Source organism: Streptomyces sp. NPDC018029 (assembly GCF_044327655.1).
GTDB lineage: Bacteria > Actinomycetota > Actinomycetes > Streptomycetales > Streptomycetaceae > Streptomyces.
This window is the reverse complement of the sequence record NZ_JBIRFV010000016.1, coordinates 50,585-68,716: the sequence shown is the minus strand read 5'-3', so window position 1 is coordinate 68,716 and position 18,132 is coordinate 50,585. Positions and strand designations below refer to the sequence as shown.

Sequence of the window (18,132 nt, the reverse complement as noted above, 5' to 3'; positions counted from 1 at the left end):
CCTCATCGTAGGGGGGATTCGGACGGGGTGGCTCTGGCGCCGATGCGGTCGTAGATGCGCGCCGCCTTCCGCAGGTCGGTCATCGCGGCTTCCAGGTCACCCATGAGCACCTGGCTGCGCGCCGCGCCCTCCAGTGCGGTCGCCTCGTCGAGCGGGCTGCCGGCCCGGCGTGCGAGGTCCAGTGCCTTGCGGTGGGCGGCGAGCCCGTCCGCGGCGCCGACGGCCGCGGTGCGGAGGGCGCCCACGCTGTTCCAGACCTCCGCCTCGCCCTGGGGGTCGCCGACCTGCTGGAAGAGTGCGAGGGCCTGTTCGTAGAGGTCGGCCGCGGCCGCGTACTCACCGGCCGCGTAGTGGGTGCGGCCGAGGTCGTGCAGGGCGTTGCACCGGCCGTGGGCGTTTCCGATCTCCTCGAACAGTGCCAGTGCCTGGCGGTGGAGTTCGGCGGCTGCCGCGTGGTCGCCGGTCGCGTACCGGACACGCCCCAGGTTGTTGAGTCCGTTGGCCCGGCCGTGCCGGTCCGCCAGTTCCTCGAAGAGGTGCAGCGCTCGCTCGTGCAGCGCCGCGGCCGCCGCGTGATCCCCCCTCACGAAGCGGACGCGGCCCAGGTTGTTCAGTCCGTTCGCGCGGCCGTGCCGGTCTCCGAGCTCCTCGAAGAGTTCCAGGGCCCGCTCGTGCAGCGCCGCGGCCGCCGCGTAATCCCCCACGATGAAGCGGACGCGCCCCAGGTCCTGCAAGGCGTTGGCCTGGCCGTGGCGGTCGCCCGACTCCTCGTACAGGGTCAGGGCGCGCCCGTGGAGATCGGCCGCCTCCTTGTACTCACCCGTCAGGTACCGGACGAAGCCGAGGCTGAGGAGCGTGCCGCTCTGTCCGCGGCGGTCGCCCAGGGCGTCGAAGAGCGCGAGTGCGCGCCCGCTGAGGTCGGCCGAGGCCGCGTAGTCCGCGGTCATGTACCGGACCCGGCCGAGGCCATGGAGGGCGTTGGCCTGGCCGTGCCGGTCGCCCAACTCCTCGTACAGGGTCAGGGCGCGCTCGTGGAAACCGGTGGCCGCCGCGTAGTCGTCGGCCGTGGCGCGGACCCGCCCGAGACCGTGGAGTGCCTGCGCCTGCCCGTGCCGGTCGCCGATCTCCTCGAACAGGGCCAGCGCGCGCTCGTGGAAGGCGGTCGCCACCGCGAAGTCACCTGTGGCATACCGGACGAAGCCGAGTTCGTCGAGGGCGTGGGCCTCGCCGTGCGGGTCTCCCGTCCGGCGGGCCGCCTCGACGGCCCGCTCGTGGAGCGCCACGGCCTGCGCCCACGGGCCTTCGCGGAGCAGGAAGGGGGCCATGGCCGCGGTCAGGCCGACGACCTGTTCCGGCCGGTCGTGGTCGGCCGCGTGATCGAGGCAGGCCAGGATGTTGGCCCGCTCGGTCCGCAGCCAGGTCACGGCGCGCGTCGCGTCGGGCAGCAGCCCGGGGACGCCGGGGCGGCGTGCCGAGATGATCTCTTCGGCCAGTTCGACGGTACGCCGGTAGTACGCCGTCAGGCGTGCGAGAGCGGCGGCGCGGTCGGTGTCGGCGTCCTCCGAGGCGCCGCGGCGGGCGGCGAACTCCCGTAGGAGGCCGTGGAGGCTGTACCGCCGTGGGGCCATTTCCTCCAGCAGATGGTCCGTGTACAGGGCCTCCAGGCCGTCCCTGGCCTGGGACTCGGTGATTCCGTCCAGTGCCGCCGCCGCGCGCGGGTCGATGTCCGGTCCGGGGTGCAGGCCGAGCCTGCGGAAGAGCCTCCTCCGGGCCGGAGGCAGGTCTCGGTACGAGAGCGTGAAGGCGGCGTCGACCGCGCGCTTGCCTGCGACGAGGTGGACGAGCCGGTCCGCCGTGGCGGTGAACTCGGCGGCGAGGTCGGCGGGCGTCCAGGTGGGCCGGTGGGACAGGCGTCCTGCGAGCAGCACGATGGCCAGGGGCAACCGGCCGCACAGTTCCACGATGTCGTGGACCACTTCGGTGTCGGCGGGGTCATCCGGGGTGCTCCGCGCGGCGCGGTGCGCCAGTCGCCTGAACAGCGTCATGGCCTCGGGGTGGGACAGCGTGCCGAGTGACCACGGCGTGCCGCCGTCGAGGTCGACCAACCGGCTGCGGCTGGTCACCAGGGTCAGACAGCTCGGCCCGCCGGGCAGCAGCGACTCGATCTGGTCGCTGTCCGCGGCGTCGTCCAGGACGAGCAGGACACGGCGCCCCGCGAGCCGGTCCCGCCACAGGCCGCTGCGGCCGTCCAGGGACGTGGGCAGGCTGCGGGGGTCCATGCCCAGTCCGGCGAGGAGCGTGGCGAGCACGTCCAGCGGGTCCGCGGCGGCCTGCCCCGGTGAGTGGGCGCGCAGGTCGACGAAGAACTGTCCGTCGGGGAACCGGCCGGCGAGGAGGTGTGCGGCCCTGGTGACCAGGGCGGTCTTGCCCACCCCTGGCATCCCGTCGACGGTGTGGATCCTCGCCTCGCCCGACGTGGTGGCTCCGAGCAGGCGGCCCAACTCCTCGTCACGGCCCGTGAAGCAGAGGGTGTCTCTGCGCAGTCCGTGGATGACGGTGGGGCGTACGGGGGCCGGGGGCTCGTGGACGTGGGTGGTCCGGTGGACGTCGCGGCCCGCCTGGGTGGTCTCCCCCGCGCCCTCCGCGGTGGCGTGCTGGCCGATCCACGGTGGCAGCGGGCCTTCACCACTGGTCATGCCGCTGGTCATGCCGCTTCTCGTCCTGCTGGTCGTGCCGCTGATCATCCCGCCGGTGGTCCCGCGCACTGCACCACGTCCGGCCCCGCGGATCCATCTCCCACCCCCACCGGAGAAGCGCACCGGCAAAGCCCTGCTGCCACTGTAGAAGGCAGGAGGGGGCGGCGGGGCCCCGTCGTGCGATCTGCTCCGGCTTGTCCCGCGGTGGGTGCCGGGCAGCGGTTCAGGTGGTACGTGCTGGTTGTCCGCCGGGCACCGCGGGCTCGGGGCGGTCGACGGTGGCCAGGTCCCGGTCCCGGGTCTCCTGGGCCAAGGCGACGGCGATCACCGTCAGCAGGGCTGCGGCCATGACGTAGAGGACGATCGGCGCGACGGTGTCGTACTCGGCGAGGAGTGCCGTCGCGATCAGCGGGGCGGGGGCGCCCGCCGCCACGGAGGAGAACTGGGCGCCGATGGACGCGCCGGAGTACCTCATGCGGGTGGCAAACATCTCTGAGAAGAAGGCTGCCTGAGGGGCGTACATGGCGCCGTGGAAGAGGAGTCCGACGGTGACGGCGGCGAGGATGGCGGGGAAGGTGCTCTTGTCGACGAGCAGGAAGAACGGGTAGATCCAGATGCCGGTGCCGATGGCGCCCACGAGGTAGACGGGGCGTCGTCCGAGCCGGTCGGAGAGGGCACCCCACATCGGGATGGTGACGAAGTGCACTGCCGAGGCGACCAGTACGGCGTTGAGCGCGGTCTGCTTGTCAGTGCCCGCGTGTTCCGTCGCGTACACGAGGATGAAGGCGGTGATGACGTAGTAGGAGATGTTGATGTTCTCGGCCATGCGCGCGCCCATGGCGACGAGGACGTCTCTCCAATGGTGGCGCAGGACGGCGAGCGCCGGCAGTTCCTCCGCCGTGGTCCGTTCGGTCCTGCGGCTCTGTGCGGCCGCGAGGGCGGCCTTGAAGACGGGCGATTCGTCGACGGACAGCCGGATCCACAGTCCGACGACGACCAGCAGGCCCGACAGCAGGAACGGCACCCGCCATCCCCAGGAGGTGAAGGCCGACTCGGACAGGGTGGCGGTCAGTGCGGCGAGGACGCCCGTCGCCAGCAGTTGTCCGGCCGGGGCGCCGGTCTGGGGCCAGGAGGCCCAGAAGCCGCGCCGTCGGCTGTCCCCGTGCTCGGAGACCAGCAGGACGGCCCCGCCCCACTCACCACCGAGGGCGAAGCCCTGGATGAGCCGCAGGACGGTGAGCAGGGCGGGGGCGGCCGTGCCGATGGTGGCCTGGGTGGGCAGCAGTCCGATGAGGAAGGTGGCGCCGCCCATCATCAGCAGGCTGAGGACGAGGAGTTTCTTGCGTCCGAGGCGGTCGCCGAAGTGTCCGAAGACGAGTGCGCCCAGGGGCCGGGCCGCGAAGCCGACCGCGTAATTGCGCGGCGATCGGCGACGACATGTGCACCACTTCCGTAGGGGTGGCCGAGTTGTTGCGGTCGTCGCTCAAAGTAGGAAGTCCGGGCCCCGGTGCCGTATGTGCGGGGCGGACATAGTTGCGGCCGTGGTGTCCTCGGAGCAGCCATGTCCCCTGTCGGCCTGCTCAGTGGCGTGGCCCGTGGGAGCAGCGGAAGCTGTCCGCGGAGTCGGGGTCGCCGCTGCCGGTGTATTCAGGCCAGGACGGATGGGCGCACAGCGGCCGCGTCCTGCCGTCCGCGGTGGGGTTGGCGTCGGTGACGACCGGCCGTGAGGGCGCTGTGCCCTTCTCCGCCCACGCCTCCAGGGCGCTCAGCGAGTCCCAGCTCGCCGCGAAGGCGGCGTCGACGTTGACGTGGTTGGCCCCGGGGACGAGGTAGAGCCGGGCGAAGTCGCTCGTGGCGTGCTTGCCCATGTGCTGTCGCACGCGCTGGAAGTAGTCGACGGTGGAGCGGTGGCTGACGAGTTCGTCGGCTGTGCCGTGCAGGAGCAGCAGTTTGCCGCCGGCCTCGGCGAACCGGGTGAGGTCGGGGTTGCCCGCCTCCTGGATCGCGGACAGTTCGCTGATGCGTTGCTGCCAGGCGCCCGGGCGTCGGGGGTCCACGGTCAGCGGGTTGTGCCCGGGGTCGCGGGTGACGAAGTACCGCACCCACTGGTCCCAGAACTGGACGCCGTAGCCGCTGTTCTTCGGCATGGGGTGGCTGGGGGCCTGCGTGCCCATGCCCAGCAGGGGCGTGGTCATGTCGGCGCCGGAGAGGAAAGGGAATCCGGGGTACCCGGTCTCGCCACTGGCGAGGCGGTGGCCGAAGCGCAGGGGGGAGGACAGGGCCCGTACGGCGTGGATCTGGGCGTCGGACAGACAGGTGTCGGCGGTGTCCCGGCCTTGCGGGCAGCGCACGGAGCGCGGGTCGAAGCGGCAGCCGCGCTCGTCGGCGACGACGCCGTCGCGAAGCCCGTCGTCGCCGTCACAGGCCTTGATGACACCGCGGTGGAGCAGGTGCTGCTCGGTGGTGTTCAGGAAGGCTCCGGGGCGGGAGAGGACGTGGGCCTCGTGGCCGAAGAACAGGTTGAGGGCGACGGCGTTCCAGGCCGGGTAGACGGCGATGACGCCGTCGAAGTCGGTGGGCCACCGCTGAGCCACGGCGAGCGCTTCGCGGCCGCCGCTCGACCCGCCGGCGAAGTAGCTGTGGGTGGGGGCAGCACCCGCGTAGTGGGTGCGCATGAGGAAGCGTGCGGCATCGCTGGTCTTCTTCAGTGCGTCGCCGGCGAAGTTGCGTACCGCTTCGTCGTTGAGGCCGAAGGACCCGTCCAGCGAAGGGACCGGCTTGAAGTCGGGTGCGGCCTGGTGTCCCGAATCGCCGGCGAAGGTGGCGTAACCGCGGCTCAGTGGCCGGGGCCCGTCCGTCGGGCCGAAGGGGACGTTGCCGGTGACATCGGGGATGGTGCCGTCGTAGCCCCCGCCACCGAACATCATCGCTTTGCCGTTCCAGCGCTCGGGCAGGGCGACCCGCATCCTGATGTCCGGAGCACGGGGATCCACGGGGTGCAGGGCGGCGTCCGCCCGGCAGTAGGAGCCGGTCGCGGTGGTGCCGCTGCCGGCCGCGGTCACCTCTCCCCCGCTGGTGGCCAAACCGATCGCTGATGCGGGGATCTTCAAGCCGATCAGGTCGCTACAGGCCGCGGGGTGGTGAGTGGCGGGTGCGGCGGGCAGACATGTGCCACCGACCAAGGCCAACGTGAGTCCTGATGCCGCGACGAACTTTTTCATGTGGTCTCCACGGGTGTGCCTGAGACTGCGGGCGCACAGGCTATGGAGTCCGGCACCCCGGAGGGTATGGCCCTGAGGCACACTCGGGCGGCCCGCAGGGTGTGGGTTCGACGGGCCCGGCTCCGGCGGTGTCCTGCGGCCAATATCCCCTCTGGCGCTAGGAGTTGCTGACCTTCAGCAGTCTCAGAGCGACCTGGATCTCCAGCAGTCTCTCCGGGGCCCGCCAGTCGTCGCCGAGGAGGTGGCTCACGCGGGCGAGACGCTGGGAGACGGTGTTGACGTGCAGGTGGAGCATGCGTGCGGTGTTCCTGGCGTGCTGGCCTGTCCGGCAGTACACGTCGAGCGTGCGCACCAGGTCGGAGCGACGTCCCCGGTCGTAGGCGAGCACCGGGCCCATGACGGACTCGATGAAGGATTCGATGGCGGGCCGGCCGCTGAACAGGGCGCCGACGAAGCCGAGACCGCGGGTGTCCGCGATCTCCCCGGTCCTGCCCAGGGCGATCAGGGCGCGCAGACAGTCGTCCGCCTCTCGGTGGGCCGCGGGGATGCCGGCGGTGTCCCCGGCTTGCGCGGTGCCGACGGTGAGGGAGTGCCGTGTGGTGCGGGACAGTTCGCGCGCGGTGGTGCGCGCCGCTTCCAGGGGGTCGTCCCCAGGCAGCAGCAGGATCACGGTGTCGCCTCGGAGGGTCGCGAGGCCGTGGGAGCGCCGGGCGAAGGCCGCGGCGGAGGCGTAGATCCGCTCCCGCGGTTCGTCGTGCAGCTGGGCCACCACGACGGTCCGGCACGCGTCGAGGTCCACGTCGATCAGAGCCGCTCGCTGGCGCAGGAGGTCGTAATCCTTGGGGTGCGCCGCCAGGAGGTCGCTCAACAACTCGCCGCGGACGCGGGCTTCCGCCTCGGCCATCCGTCTGCGGGTGACGAGCACGAGGGAGGCGACCAGAGCGGCCCGCTCCAGGATCCGGCGGTCGGTGGGGTTGGTCTCGGTGCCCGTGCCGGCGAGGACGATGGTGCCCAGGGGCTCGGTCTCGGTGATCAGGGGGACGGCGCACTGGGCGCCGCGGACCACCGTGCCTCGGGTGTGCCACGCGTCCGCACTGACCGCCCGCAGCTCTTCGACCGGCGTCGCCCCGGGGCCGTGCGACTGAGCCGCGACGTCACCGTCCTCGTCGAAGACGACCACGGTGCCGGACAGGGAGGCCGCCGTCGCCTGCGCCACCTCGTCCACTCCCTTGCCCTGGATGACCAGTCGGGTCAGGCGTTCGTGGACGTCGGCGGTGCGCTCCAGGTCGGCCATGTGGGAGCTGATCGTGTCGTGCGCGACCTGCACTTCGGCGACGGCTGCCTGGGCGGCGCCGAGCAAACGTGCGTTCTCGATGGCCACCGCCGCGTGTGAGCCCAGCATGACCAGCACGCTGATGTCGCGGCTGCTGAACTGCCGTTGACTGCGGTGTGCGGCGAGCAGGACCCCGATGACCTCCTGGTTGCGTTTCACCGGCACGCCGAGCAGGGACTCGATCCGTTCCGCGGCGACCGTCCGGTCGATCTCCGCGGTGTGCGTGAACGAGTCGTCGCCGAGGTAGGAGCTGACGGCGCAGGGCTCGCCGGTCCGCGCGACGATGCCGCCGACACCGGTCCCGACGGGCAGCCGGAGCTCGCGCAGCAGACCGGATATGTTGCCTGCCGCCGCCTTGATGTAACTGTCTCCCCGCCCTCGGTCGCTGAGGCTGATGTACGCCAGGTCGCACTCCAGCAGACGCCGTGCGCGATCGGATATCGCCTGGAGGATGGAGTCCAGGTCCCGGAGAGAGGCCAGGTCGTTCGCGGTGTCGTTGAGGAGTTGGAGCTCTGCCTCGTTTCGCCGGTGTCGCAGGTGTCGCTCGCGCAGCCGCAGGGCGATCGCGCGTTCCTCCTCCAACTCCGCGAGCCGGTCGGGCGGCTCCCCCGCGGCCCGCGCCGCTGCCAGTACGTCCTCGAATTCGCTGATGTCGGCGTCCTTCAGCAGCAGGTCCAGGAAGATGCCGCCGTGTGTCCCTGCCATGGCTCCTCCGTCACACCGTTACGGCGTCGGCCTGCTCCGCAGCGAGGCGAGATTGTAACGGATGCCCGTTTCCAGGCGCCGGGAGACTTCCTCGTCCCGGCCCGCCGGCCAAGGCAGCAGCCCGGCTCCGGTGGTGCGGCCCCGGTGGCCGGCGCGGATGAGCTTGTCCAGGGCGGGGAAGTGGTCCGATGAGGCCGCCAGGTGCGGGCTGAGACTGCTGAGGATGTCCCTGGTCAGTTCCAGTCCGATGAGGTCCGCGTTCTCCATGGGGCCCACGGACGGCCAGCGCAGGCCCAGGCTCGCCCGTACGACCGCGTCGATCGTCACCGCGTCGCACACGCCCTGCTCCAGGAGGTACAGCGCTTCACGTACCAGCGCGAACTGCAGCCGGTTTCCGATGAACCCGGGCACGTCCCGGGTGAGACGCACCGTCGTCTTGCCGAGGCCGTCCAGCACGTCGCAGGCTTCCTGTACGAACCGGTGGTCCGTCCTCGCTCCCGGGGCGACCTCGACCAGCGGGATGACATAAGGCGGATTCCACCAGTGGACGCCGACCAGCCGCTGCGGATGCCGCATCTCCCGGGCCACTTCGGTCAGCGACAGCACCGACGTGTTGGACCAGATCGGCGTCGCGGCAGAGACACGTTCCTCCAACGCGGCCAGCACCTGGTGCTTGACCCGCAGACGCTCGGAGACGGCTTCCACGACGATGTCCGAGCGTTGAGCGAGCTCCGCCAGGGTCGGGGCCACGCTGACCCGTTCCGCGACGACCCGCGCGTCCTGCGCTGTCATGCCGCAGCGCTCCAGGGCGTGCACGACCCGCTCGCCAAGACTGGCCAGCGTCGCCGGATCCGTGTCGTGGACGACCACGCGGTGGCCGGCCTCGGCCAGGGCCACGGCGATCCCGTGCCCCATGAGTCCACCGCCGACAATTCCGAACCGGAACATTTCCATCCTCCCGAGTTGCTGGACACCAGCGACACCAGTGCCACCACACCGGTGCCACCAGCGCCACCAGCGCCTTCAAGCCCGGCCCACCGGACGAGCCGCTATGACGCTAGGGCGCTGCCGAGAGCGGAAACGAGGGGAGCAGTACACATACACACCCCGGTCCATACGTGCGCAGCGCACTGTCCGCGCACACCACAGCAGCGGAGGCTCGGCCCCGGTACCTGCGGTCGAACAGGAAGTGCCCTGGCGAGCAACCGAGCCCGGAAATGGGTGGAGCGGACACACGAGCCGCACAACTATGTGTGCGCCTGCCATCAGGGTGCCGCAGGACGCGGTTCTACGGTGCTGCCGTCCACACCCCCGAGGAGCCCCTCGGCCAAGGAGGCACCATGCTGTTCCGCTCTTCATCATCGCTGTTCCGCTCTTCATCATCCGCGCTCACGACGCCGTCCGGGGCGACACCGGCATCGGCAGGCGTACGACGGTGCTCATGGTCCCGCCGGACGCTGTCCGCCGCGATCGCGGCCGCGCTGACCACCGGCCTGTTGGGGCTGGTGTCCCAGACCTCCAGCGCCACACCCCACTCCCCCGCTGCAGCGGCAGCCGCAGCCGGTGAGCACGTCCCCGTCATCATGATCCCCGGAATGACGGGGACGCCGAGCTACATGAACTCGATGAAGTCCAACCTGCAGACCAACGGCTGGCCGGCGAGCAGACTGTTCACCTGGACCGACACCAGCAGGATGACGCAGGACCTGGCCAAGGCCGCGCAGGAACTCTCCGCGAAGGTCGATGAGGTCCGCAGCAGGACCGGCGCCTCCAAGGTCGTCCTGGCCACGTGGTCCGCCTCCACCCTGGCCGCCCGGTACTACATCAAGAACCTCGACGGCGCCGACAAGGTCTCCCAGTACATCGGCTTCGCCGGGCCCCAGCACGGCACCACCAACAACGGCTGTCAGTGGTACGTCTCCTGCCAGCAGTTCGCCTCCCCCAACACGCCCTTCCTCAGGGCGCTCAACTCTCCCACCGAAGTCCCCTTCAACGACAAGATCGACTACCTGACGATCAGGTCGGCCAACGACATCAACGCCGTTCCCGTCGACACCGCCGTGCTCGCCGGCGCGGACGAGAACTACCTCATGAGCGGCCCCATGGCCCCCAACCACTTCCAGATCGTCTCCAACAGCACGGCTCTGGCCAAGATGCGCTCGTTCATCACCGCGCACGAAATCGCCTGATCCGGCCCACAGGACGAGGAGCGGGCCCCGCGCCAGACCGGCGCGGGGCCCGCCCTGTCGCGCGGGTCAGGGGCCGGGGACGCAGGAAACGCCCTAGTCCGGTTCGGCCGGCCGGTCGAGTTCGTCGGTGATCGCCGCTCGCAGCGTGTCGTGCTCGGACGTCAGCGCATACCGTTCGTCGTGCCAGTTGTCGCGGGGGTAGAGCCAGACCGGCATTCGCACCAAGTCGGCCGGTTCCCACGCGAAGCGCGGCCACACGTGCGCGTGGAGAAACCCGTCGGTGTTGCCGAGGATCTCCAGGTTCACCCTGCGGAACTCCGGGTCGAGGCGCCGGCACGCCCGCTCGACGGCCTCTCCGAGCACGTCCATGTCGGAGAGGAACGCCAGCCGTTTCGCCTTCGGGAGATCGGAGAGCCGCTCCACCCGCGGGTCGTCGACCAGGAGCACGGAGTAGCCCGGCAGGAACTGGACGTCCCCGATCGCCGCGAACCCCGCCGTCAACCGCCGCAGCACGGTGGGGTTTTCGCCACGCAGGGCACTTCCGATGCGGTCCGTACGCCAGTCACCCGTCATGACGGCAACCTACGTGATCGCGGCATCCGGCCGACCACCGCGGTCAGCGGTGGTGCGCGATCAGCATGCGCGCCATCGACTGGGCCCGCAGGGCCGCGTCGGGGTCGCCTTCGGCCGCCGAGATGATCGCGCCCTTCATCAGGATGTGCCACGACCGGGCGAACGAGTCGGCGTCGCGCAGCTCGGCTTCCTCGGCCATGCCGCGTACGAAAGAGCGGATGTTCTGCAGGTACTTGATGCAGGCCAGTCCCAGCGGGTGCTCCCAGCCCATCTCCAGCAGGACGTTGATGAACGTGCAGGCGTCGAACTCATCGCTGCGGAACCACTCGTCGAAGACGTCGAAGATGGCAAGGAGTTGCTCTTCGGGTGTGCCGCCTCTGCTGCGGGCGCCCGCAGCGACGAGGCCCAGCGTCCACTGCCGCTCCCGGAGGGCGAGGAAGGCGAGCACGAGCTCGTTCTTCGACGGGAAGTGCCGGTAGAGAGTCGCCTTGGCGACGCCGGACCGCGCGATGACCTCCTCGACGCCGACATCGCGAACACCGCGTCGCGAGAAGAGCTCGTACGCGGTCCTCAATATCCGTTCACGAGGCGTCAGTTGGCCCGTCCCAGTCGGCGATTCACTGTCCATCACCGTCCAGAATAGCCCTGGACAGAGCACCCGCCCGCTGCCATGGTCTAGGCAGAAGCCACGAGACAGACTGGTCTTTCTGCCCCTTCTGATCCGTGGCATTCCGGCCCGACCACCACCACAGGTTCCGGTGTACGCACCGACCGGCAGGACAGCCGAACGCGGGAGAGACCGGCGCCTGCCCCCACCGGGACCCGACCGACGGATGGGGGCGCGGGTTCCCTGGCGCGCCCCTCCCGCCAGGTGAATCGCCCCCATCCGTCGGATGGGAACGCGCCCGGACGGTTCCGGCAGGTGCCGGGGGTTCCGGCAGGTTCCGGAGGTTCCGGCGAGTTCCGGTGTCCTGAAACCGGTGTGAAACCGCGCTGAACGCGGTGTGCCACAGCCTCTGCCGCATGAGTCCTACGACGAGAACGGCCACTTCATCCACCACGACTCGTACCGCTCCGCACTCGCTCGCCATCGCGGCGTACGGGTTGCGCAAGGCGTACGGGGACAAGACCGTCCTCGACGGCATCGACCTGACCGTGCCCACCGGCAGCGTCTTCTCCCTGCTCGGCCCCAACGGCGCCGGCAAGACCACCGCCGTCAAGATCCTCTCCACCCTCGTCCGCGCCGATGGCGGCCGGGTCAGGATCGCCGGCCACGACATCGACGCCGACCCGCAGGCCGTCCGCGCCACCATCGGCGTCACCGGCCAGTTCTCCGCCGTCGACGGCCTCATCACCGGCGAGGAGAACATGCTCCTCATGGCCGACCTGCACCACCTACCCAAGCAGGAAGGACGGAGGACCGCCGCCGAACTGCTGGAGCGCTTCGGCCTCACCGAAGCCGCCCACAAGCCTGCCGCCACCTACTCCGGCGGCATGAAGCGCCGCCTCGACATCGCCATGACCCTCGTCGGCAGCCCGCGCATCATCTTCCTCGACGAACCCACCACCGGCCTCGACCCCCGCTCCCGCCACACCATGTGGCAGATCATTCGCGGCCTGGTCGCCGACGGCGTCACCGTCTTCCTCACCACCCAATACCTCGAAGAAGCCGACCAGCTCGCCGACCGCATCGCCGTCCTGCACAACGGCACCATCGCCGCCCAAGGCAGCGCCGAGGAACTGAAGCGGCTCGTCCCGGGCGGGCATGTGCGGCTGCGGTTCAGTGACCCGGACGCCTACCGCACCGCCGCCCGCACCCTGGACCAAGTCACCCGCGACGACGAAGCACTCGCTCTGCACATCCCCAGCGACGGCAGCCAGCGCGCCCTGCGCGCCATCCTCGACCGCCTCGACTCCGCAGGCATCGAGGCCGACGAACTGACCGTCCACACCCCCGACCTCGACGACGTCTTCTTCGCCCTCACCGGCAACCCCGCATCCGACCAGAACATGGAAGCCGCCCGATGACCTCCCTCTCCCTCGCCGTGCGCGACTCGTCCACGATGCTCCGCCGCAACCTCCTGCACGCCCGCCGCTACCCGTCCCTCACCCTGAACATCCTGCTGACGCCCATCGTCCTGCTCCTGCTCTTCGTCTATGTCTTCGGGGACGTGATGAGCGCCGGCATCGGTGGCGGCGGCGCCGATCGCTCGGACTACATCGCCTACCTCGTCCCGGGCATCCTGCTGATGACCATCGGTGCCACTCCGGCCGGTACCGCGGTGTCCGTCTCGATGGACATGACCGAGGGCATCATCGCCCGCTTCCGTACGATGGCGATCCACCGCGGCTCCGTGCTCATCGGGCACGTCGTCGGCAGCGTGCTCCAGACGATCCTCAGCGTGGCCCTCGTCGGCGCGGTCGCCGTGGCCATCGGCTTCCGGTCGACGGACGCCACCGTCGTGGAGTGGCTGGCGGCGTTCGGGCTGATGACGCTGGTCGCCCTGGCGTTCACCTGGATCGCGGTCGGGATGGGTATGGCCAGCCCTCACCCCGAGGCGGCCAGCAACAACGCGATGCCGCTGATGATCCTCCCGCTCATCTCCAGCGCCTTCGTGCCCGTCGCCGCGATGCCAGGCTGGTTCCAGCCGATCGCCGAGTACCAGCCGTTCACCCCCGCCATCGAGACCCTGCGCGGCCTGCTGCTCGGCAGCGCGATCGGGGACAGCGGGTGGTTCGCCGTCGGCTGGTGCCTCGGCCTGGCCGGACTCGGCTACCTCTGGTCGACGTCGTTGTTCAACCGCGAACTGAAGTAGCCGGCACGAGCGCGCGGGCCGCCGCCCGCAGCTCGTCCCGCCCCAGGGCGGCATACTCCGACACCGCGTCGGTGTACGCCGCCCTGTCGGCGTTCTCGGCCGCCTGCCGGGCACGGGTCTCCGACATCGTCGGCTGGAACTCGCGCAGCACCCGCAGCCTTTCGGCCAGCGCGATCATCCGTACGGCGGAGGCGTCGCCGGACGCGATACCCGCCATGCCGAGGGCATGCAGGACCGTTCCGATCACGGGGAGGTCCATGGGCGAGCCGGACGGGCCGCCGAGCAGGGTCCGCAGCAGCCGTCGCAGTCGGCCGACCGGTTCCGTGACCGGTTCGAGGCGGCCGGCGTGGGCGTGTGCCGTCACCGCCGCCGACTGGATCACCAGCGCCCACGGGTCGGTCCACGGGTCGCCGTCTCCCGCTGGGCGGGCCTCCGGCAGCCGCTCCATGGCGCGCCGCCACAGGCCGAGCCCGGCCTCCGTGTGTCCACGGGCGAGTGCGATCTCGGCGCGTCCGCCGAGGTCGGGGCTGTAGAAGGCGTCCTGCCGCGGCGTGCGGTCGCCCTCGGCCTGCCGCAGCCAGTGCTCGGCCTCGTCGGGGTCGTCGCGCTGCAGACAGGCGAGGACGAGGGCGGAGCGAATGCCGATGTAGTCGTTCTCGTCACCGAGCCGCGGCAGCAGCGCGAGCGCGGCCTTGAGATATCCGTACGCGGCGTCGCCCCGCCCTGTCTTCAGGCACAGCTCGCTCAGCCGCGAGTGGCACAGGAGCCGCAGGGACGGATTGTCGATCCGCTCCAGTGCGGTGTTCATCCGTCGAGCCGATGACAGCGCGCGGTCGATGTCGTGCTCGTACTCCCAGACGTACGTGGCGACGCACTCGGCGACGGCGGCGACGAGCGGCTGTTCGCTGTCGCAGAGCCGGCGCAGCACTTCGTGGTGCGGAGGGAGCATGTCGGGGATGGCGCTCAGCACGACGGCGGTGGCGCGCAGCAGGGTGTCCGGCGGGGCCGGGGGCAGGCGCCGCAGGATGACGAGCTGCCGTGCGACATGCGGGCCGTGGCCCGTGAACAGGCTGGGCGTGCACAACACGGCGGCGGCGCGGGTGACTTCGACGTATTCCGGTTCGGGGTGGTAGTGCGACAGCGGTGGGCCGGTCTCGGCGGCCAGGGCGGTGAGGCGGGGGAAGTTGGAGTCGGTCGACCACAGGGCGGCGAGGACGGCGGTGACGGCGGCGGTGGTGGGGCCGTCGGTACGGGGCAGGGCGTGCCGCAGCGCGGCGACGAGGTTGTCCTGCTCGGCCTTGACGAGTTCCCTGGCCGCCAGGGGCGCGGGGCCGGCGAGCACGTCGTGGTACGCGACTCCGAAGTCCCGCGCCCAGGCGAGGAGCCGTCCGACGGCCGCTTCTTCCTCGCCCGCCGCCGCGCGCCGGGCCGCGCTGAACTCCCGTACGGTCTCCAGCATGCGGAACCGTACGCCGGTCGGGTTGTCGGCGACGGTGAGCAGCGACTGACCGGCCAGCTGTTCCAGTTGGGACAGCGCGTCGTCGCCGAGTACGTGTTCCGCCGCTTCGCCGGAGAAGCCGCCGGGGAAGACGGACAGGGTGCGCAGCGCCGCTCTGGCCGGTTCCGCGAGGAGGTGCCAGCTCCACTCCACGACCGCGTGCAGCGTGCGGTGGCGCTCGGGCACGTCCCGGGCGGCGCCGCGGAGGAGTGCGAACCGGTCGCCGAGGCGGCGGGCGATCTGAGGCACGGAGAGGACGCGTACCCGCGCGGCGGCCAGTTCCACGGCGAGCGGCAGTCCGTCGAGGTGGCGGCAGAGCTCGGTGACCTCGTCCATCGGCAGGTCCACGCCGGGCCGGGCGGCCCTGGCGCGTTGGGTGAACAGCTCGACGCAGGTGTCGAGTCCGAGTTCCGGCAGGGTGTAGAGCGCTTCCGACGTGAGGTCGAGCGGGGACCGGCTGGTGGCGAGCACCCGCAGGTTCCCGGCGGACGAGAGCAGGGTTTGTACGAGGTGTGCGGCGCCCCGCACGACGTGTTCGCAGTTGTCGAGGACCAGCAGCGCGGGCTCCGTGCCGAGCACGGCGCGGATGGCGGACACCGGGTCGGTCGAGGCGTGGCCGCCGATGGCGCCGTACCGGCCCTCTCCCGCGCCGAGCGCGGCGGCGACCTCCGCGGCCACGTCCTCGTCCGCGGTGACCCCGGCCAGCGGCACGACCTGCACCACTCGCTGCTCGGCCCGGCGGCCGACGGCGTGTGCGAGCCGGGTCTTGCCGAGGCCGCCGGGGCCGATGACGGTGACGGCGCGGGAGTCGCGCAGCAGCCGCCGGACGGCCGCGATGTCCTCGTCGCGGCCGAGGAGCTGGTTCGGCTCGTGCGGCACGCTGTGCCTGTTCGCGGGCGTCTCGCCGTGGAGGAGTTCCCGCTGTACGGCCGTGAGCCGGGCGCCCGGGTCCGTGCCGAGTGCGTCGCGCAGCTCGCGGCGGTACGTCTCGTACCGCGTCAGCGCGGCGGCCGGGCCCGCCGTCGTGGCCTCGGCGCGCAGCAGTTCGGCGAGCACCTCCTCGTCGCGCGGATGCGCGGCGGCGACGAAGGCCAGCGGTTCGGCCGCCTCCGCGTGCCGTCCGAGGCGGGCGAGCGCGAGTGCCCGTGCGCGTACGAGCGTGCCGTGCGTGGGCGCGCGTTCGGCGCGCAGCGCGGCGACGGGATCGTCCGTGCCGTCGGCCCCGTCCGGGGTGCCCTCCCACAGCGCGAGCCCGGCCTCGGCCGCCGCGAGCGACCCCGCGTGGTCCCCGGCCCTGGCCCGCTCCGTGCTCGCGGCGGCGTGCAGCAGCAGGGCGGAGCTGTCGATCCGGTCCTCGGCGAGGCCGAGCCGGTATCCGGTCGGCGTGCTCACGACGACATCGGCGCCCAGCTGCGCCCGTGCCCTGGACACGAGGACCTGCAGCGCCTTGCCCGGCCGCTCGGGGAGCGCGTCCGGCCAGAGCCCCGCCACGAGCCGCTCGACGCCGCAGCCCGTACGCGGCTCGGCGGCGAGCAGCGCGAGGAGGGCGCGGAGCCGGGGCGCGGTGACCTCCCGCCCGCGGTGGGCGACACGCGGCAGCAGCGTCAGGTCGATGGGCACCCGGGCAGGGTCGATGGTCACCCCGGCAGATTAGCCAACGGCGGATTGGCCGACCCACAGCGCGCACCCCGGTGACGACCTCGTGACGGTGCAGCGCATACCGTGCCGTACAACCGGGTTGATCTTTGGTTGACCAGCCCCGCTACGGGCTGTGCCCCGCGCAACGGCCCAAGGAAGGAACAACTTGCCCGACAAGACAGTGCAGATCGCCACCGCGGACGGCCTGGCCGACGCGTTCGTCGCCGTTCCTGACCAGGGTGAGCGGCATCCGGGAGTGCTGCTGTACCCGGATGCCTTCGGTCTGCGGCCCGAGTTGGAGAACAAGGCCCGCGAGCTGGCCGGGCACGGTTACTACGTGCTCGTCCCCAACCTCTACTACCGGCACCGCCCCGCGCCGGTGCTCGACCTGCCCGAGCACATCGGGGAAGAAGCACGGCCCGCGGTCTTCGCCCAGGCGATGCCGCTGGTCGAGGCGCACACCACCGAACGCGTGCTGCGGGACGCCGACGCCTACCTGACGTTTCTGAACGACCAGCCCGAGGTCGGCGCCGGGCCGGTGGGTGTGATCGGCTACTGCCTGGGCGCCGCCCTGGCGATGCGCACCGCGACGGCCCACCCGGACCTGGTGGCCGCCGTCGCCGGATTCCACCCCGGCTTCCTGGTGACCGACGCGGCCGACAGCCCCCACCGCCTCATCCACAAGCTGACGGCCGAGGTCCACATCGGCCTCGCCGAGGGCGACTTGACGCCCGAGGCGATCGGCGAGCTCAACCGGGCCATGGATGCCGCGGGGGTCGGGTACAGCACCGAGATCTACCCCGACACCGTCCACGGCTTCACCATGTCCGACACCGACGCCTTCAGCGCCGCCGCGCTGCAGCGCCACTGGGACCGGCTGCTGCCCCTGCTCGACCGCACCCTGGCCCGCCGCTGAGGGTCAGCTGCACCTCAGCGGTCCCGCACGCCCTCCAGTTCCTTCTTGAGGTTGTGCAGGGTCCTGTCGATGTTCCGCACCTGGAACGCGGCGAAGGTGTGGCCCCCCGTGGCGATCCGGTCGAAGACGTTCGCCACGGGGTCCGGCCACGAGCGCCGGTCGTCCGTCCAGGTCTCGGTCACCCGGGTCGCCGCCGCTCCCGCCACCTCGGCGTCCGCTTCCTCGAAGCGGTACTCCCAGGTGGCGATGGGTGCACGCAAGCGAGGGCGCTTCAGGCCGATCGCGTGGACCCGGAAGGCGAAGCGGTTGCCCGGGTCCGCCGCGGTCACCGTGCAGCGGGTGGTCCAGCGGACCGCTCCGCGCCTGTTGTGCCCGTCGAAGACCAGGCCCACCCGGGCCGGTTCGTCCGGGCCCGGCACGGTCGCGCCGAGGTTCTCCGGACTCCAGCGGCCCATCCGCGCGGGCCGGCTGAGCTGCTCGTACACCGCCGTCGGCGGCGCCTGGACCACGATGCTGCGGGACACGGTGAACGTGCGGGCCATGGGGA

12 protein-coding genes and 1 pseudogene are annotated in these 18,132 nt (G+C 71.4%); 4 read left to right on the top strand and 9 right to left on the bottom strand.

Annotated features, from left to right (window positions below; genetic code table 11):
- Positions 1-2: 2 nt before the first annotated feature.
- From ACH4D5_RS35990 to ACH4D5_RS35970, 5 genes and pseudogenes are all read right to left on the bottom strand, one after another.
- Entirely contained in the window at positions 3-2,708 is a 2,706-nt protein-coding gene (locus ACH4D5_RS35990; protein WP_398311455.1) for an ATP-binding protein, read from the bottom strand.
- A gap of 211 nt (positions 2,709-2,919) precedes the next feature.
- Positions 2,920-4,110: pseudogene (locus ACH4D5_RS35985) on the bottom strand (MFS transporter); the annotation flags it as partial.
- Positions 4,111-4,276: 166 nt separating this feature from the next.
- Positions 4,277-5,758, bottom strand: coding sequence for a tannase/feruloyl esterase family alpha/beta hydrolase (locus ACH4D5_RS35980; protein WP_398311452.1), 1,482 nt, complete (start codon positions 5,756-5,758; stop codon positions 4,277-4,279).
- 316 nt (positions 5,759-6,074) lie between these two features.
- Positions 6,075-7,955: a helix-turn-helix domain-containing protein gene (locus ACH4D5_RS35975; protein ID WP_398311449.1), complete on the bottom strand. Its 1,881-nt coding sequence runs from the start codon at positions 7,953-7,955 to the stop codon at positions 6,075-6,077.
- 18 nt (positions 7,956-7,973) lie between these two features.
- Positions 7,974-8,903, bottom strand: coding sequence for a 3-hydroxyacyl-CoA dehydrogenase family protein (locus ACH4D5_RS35970; protein WP_398311446.1), 930 nt, complete (start codon positions 8,901-8,903; stop codon positions 7,974-7,976).
- Positions 8,904-9,295: 392 nt separating this feature from the next.
- Here ACH4D5_RS35970 and ACH4D5_RS35965 point away from each other — a divergent pair, with 392 nt between their 5' ends.
- Entirely contained in the window at positions 9,296-10,144 is an 849-nt protein-coding gene (locus ACH4D5_RS35965) for an esterase/lipase family protein (protein WP_398311443.1), read from the top strand.
- 93 nt (positions 10,145-10,237) lie between these two features.
- On the opposite strand, the gene ACH4D5_RS35960 is transcribed toward ACH4D5_RS35965, so the two are convergent.
- Together ACH4D5_RS35960 and ACH4D5_RS35955 are read right to left on the bottom strand one after the other, a co-directional pair.
- The gene (locus ACH4D5_RS35960; protein WP_398311440.1) at positions 10,238-10,717 is read right to left on the bottom strand and encodes a diadenosine tetraphosphate hydrolase; all 480 of its coding nucleotides are present in this window, start codon (positions 10,715-10,717) and stop codon (positions 10,238-10,240) included.
- Positions 10,718-10,760: 43 nt separating this feature from the next.
- Positions 10,761-11,345, bottom strand: a complete 585-nt coding sequence (locus ACH4D5_RS35955) for a TetR/AcrR family transcriptional regulator (RefSeq protein WP_398311437.1) — start codon at positions 11,343-11,345, stop codon at positions 10,761-10,763.
- Between the two features lie 395 nt (positions 11,346-11,740).
- Here ACH4D5_RS35955 and ACH4D5_RS35950 point away from each other — a divergent pair, with 395 nt between their 5' ends.
- Both ACH4D5_RS35950 and ACH4D5_RS35945 read left to right on the top strand, forming a co-directional pair.
- Positions 11,741-12,745 carry an ATP-binding cassette domain-containing protein gene (locus ACH4D5_RS35950; protein WP_398311434.1) on the top strand — a complete coding sequence of 335 codons (1,005 nt, stop codon included), beginning with the start codon at positions 11,741-11,743 and terminating at the stop codon, positions 12,743-12,745.
- Positions 12,742-13,533: an ABC transporter permease gene (locus ACH4D5_RS35945; protein WP_398311431.1), complete on the top strand. Its 792-nt coding sequence runs from the start codon at positions 12,742-12,744 to the stop codon at positions 13,531-13,533. The genes ACH4D5_RS35950 and ACH4D5_RS35945 overlap by 4 nt, the downstream gene beginning before the upstream one ends.
- On the opposite strand, the gene ACH4D5_RS35940 is transcribed toward ACH4D5_RS35945, so the two are convergent.
- Entirely contained in the window at positions 13,514-16,651 is a 3,138-nt protein-coding gene (locus ACH4D5_RS35940; protein WP_398311689.1) for an ATP-binding protein, read from the bottom strand. The two genes, ACH4D5_RS35945 and ACH4D5_RS35940, sit on opposite strands and share 20 nt — an antisense overlap.
- Before the next feature lie 184 nt (positions 16,652-16,835).
- Here ACH4D5_RS35940 and ACH4D5_RS35935 point away from each other — a divergent pair, with 184 nt between their 5' ends.
- Positions 16,836-17,585: a dienelactone hydrolase family protein gene (locus ACH4D5_RS35935; protein WP_398311429.1), complete on the top strand. Its 750-nt coding sequence runs from the start codon at positions 16,836-16,838 to the stop codon at positions 17,583-17,585.
- Between the two features lie 14 nt (positions 17,586-17,599).
- Here ACH4D5_RS35935 and ACH4D5_RS35930 read toward each other — a convergent pair whose 3' ends face one another.
- On the bottom strand, positions 17,600-18,127 hold the full coding sequence (locus ACH4D5_RS35930) for an SRPBCC family protein (protein WP_398311426.1): 528 nt from the start codon (positions 18,125-18,127) through the stop codon (positions 17,600-17,602).
- Between the last annotated feature and the right edge of the window lie 5 nt (positions 18,128-18,132).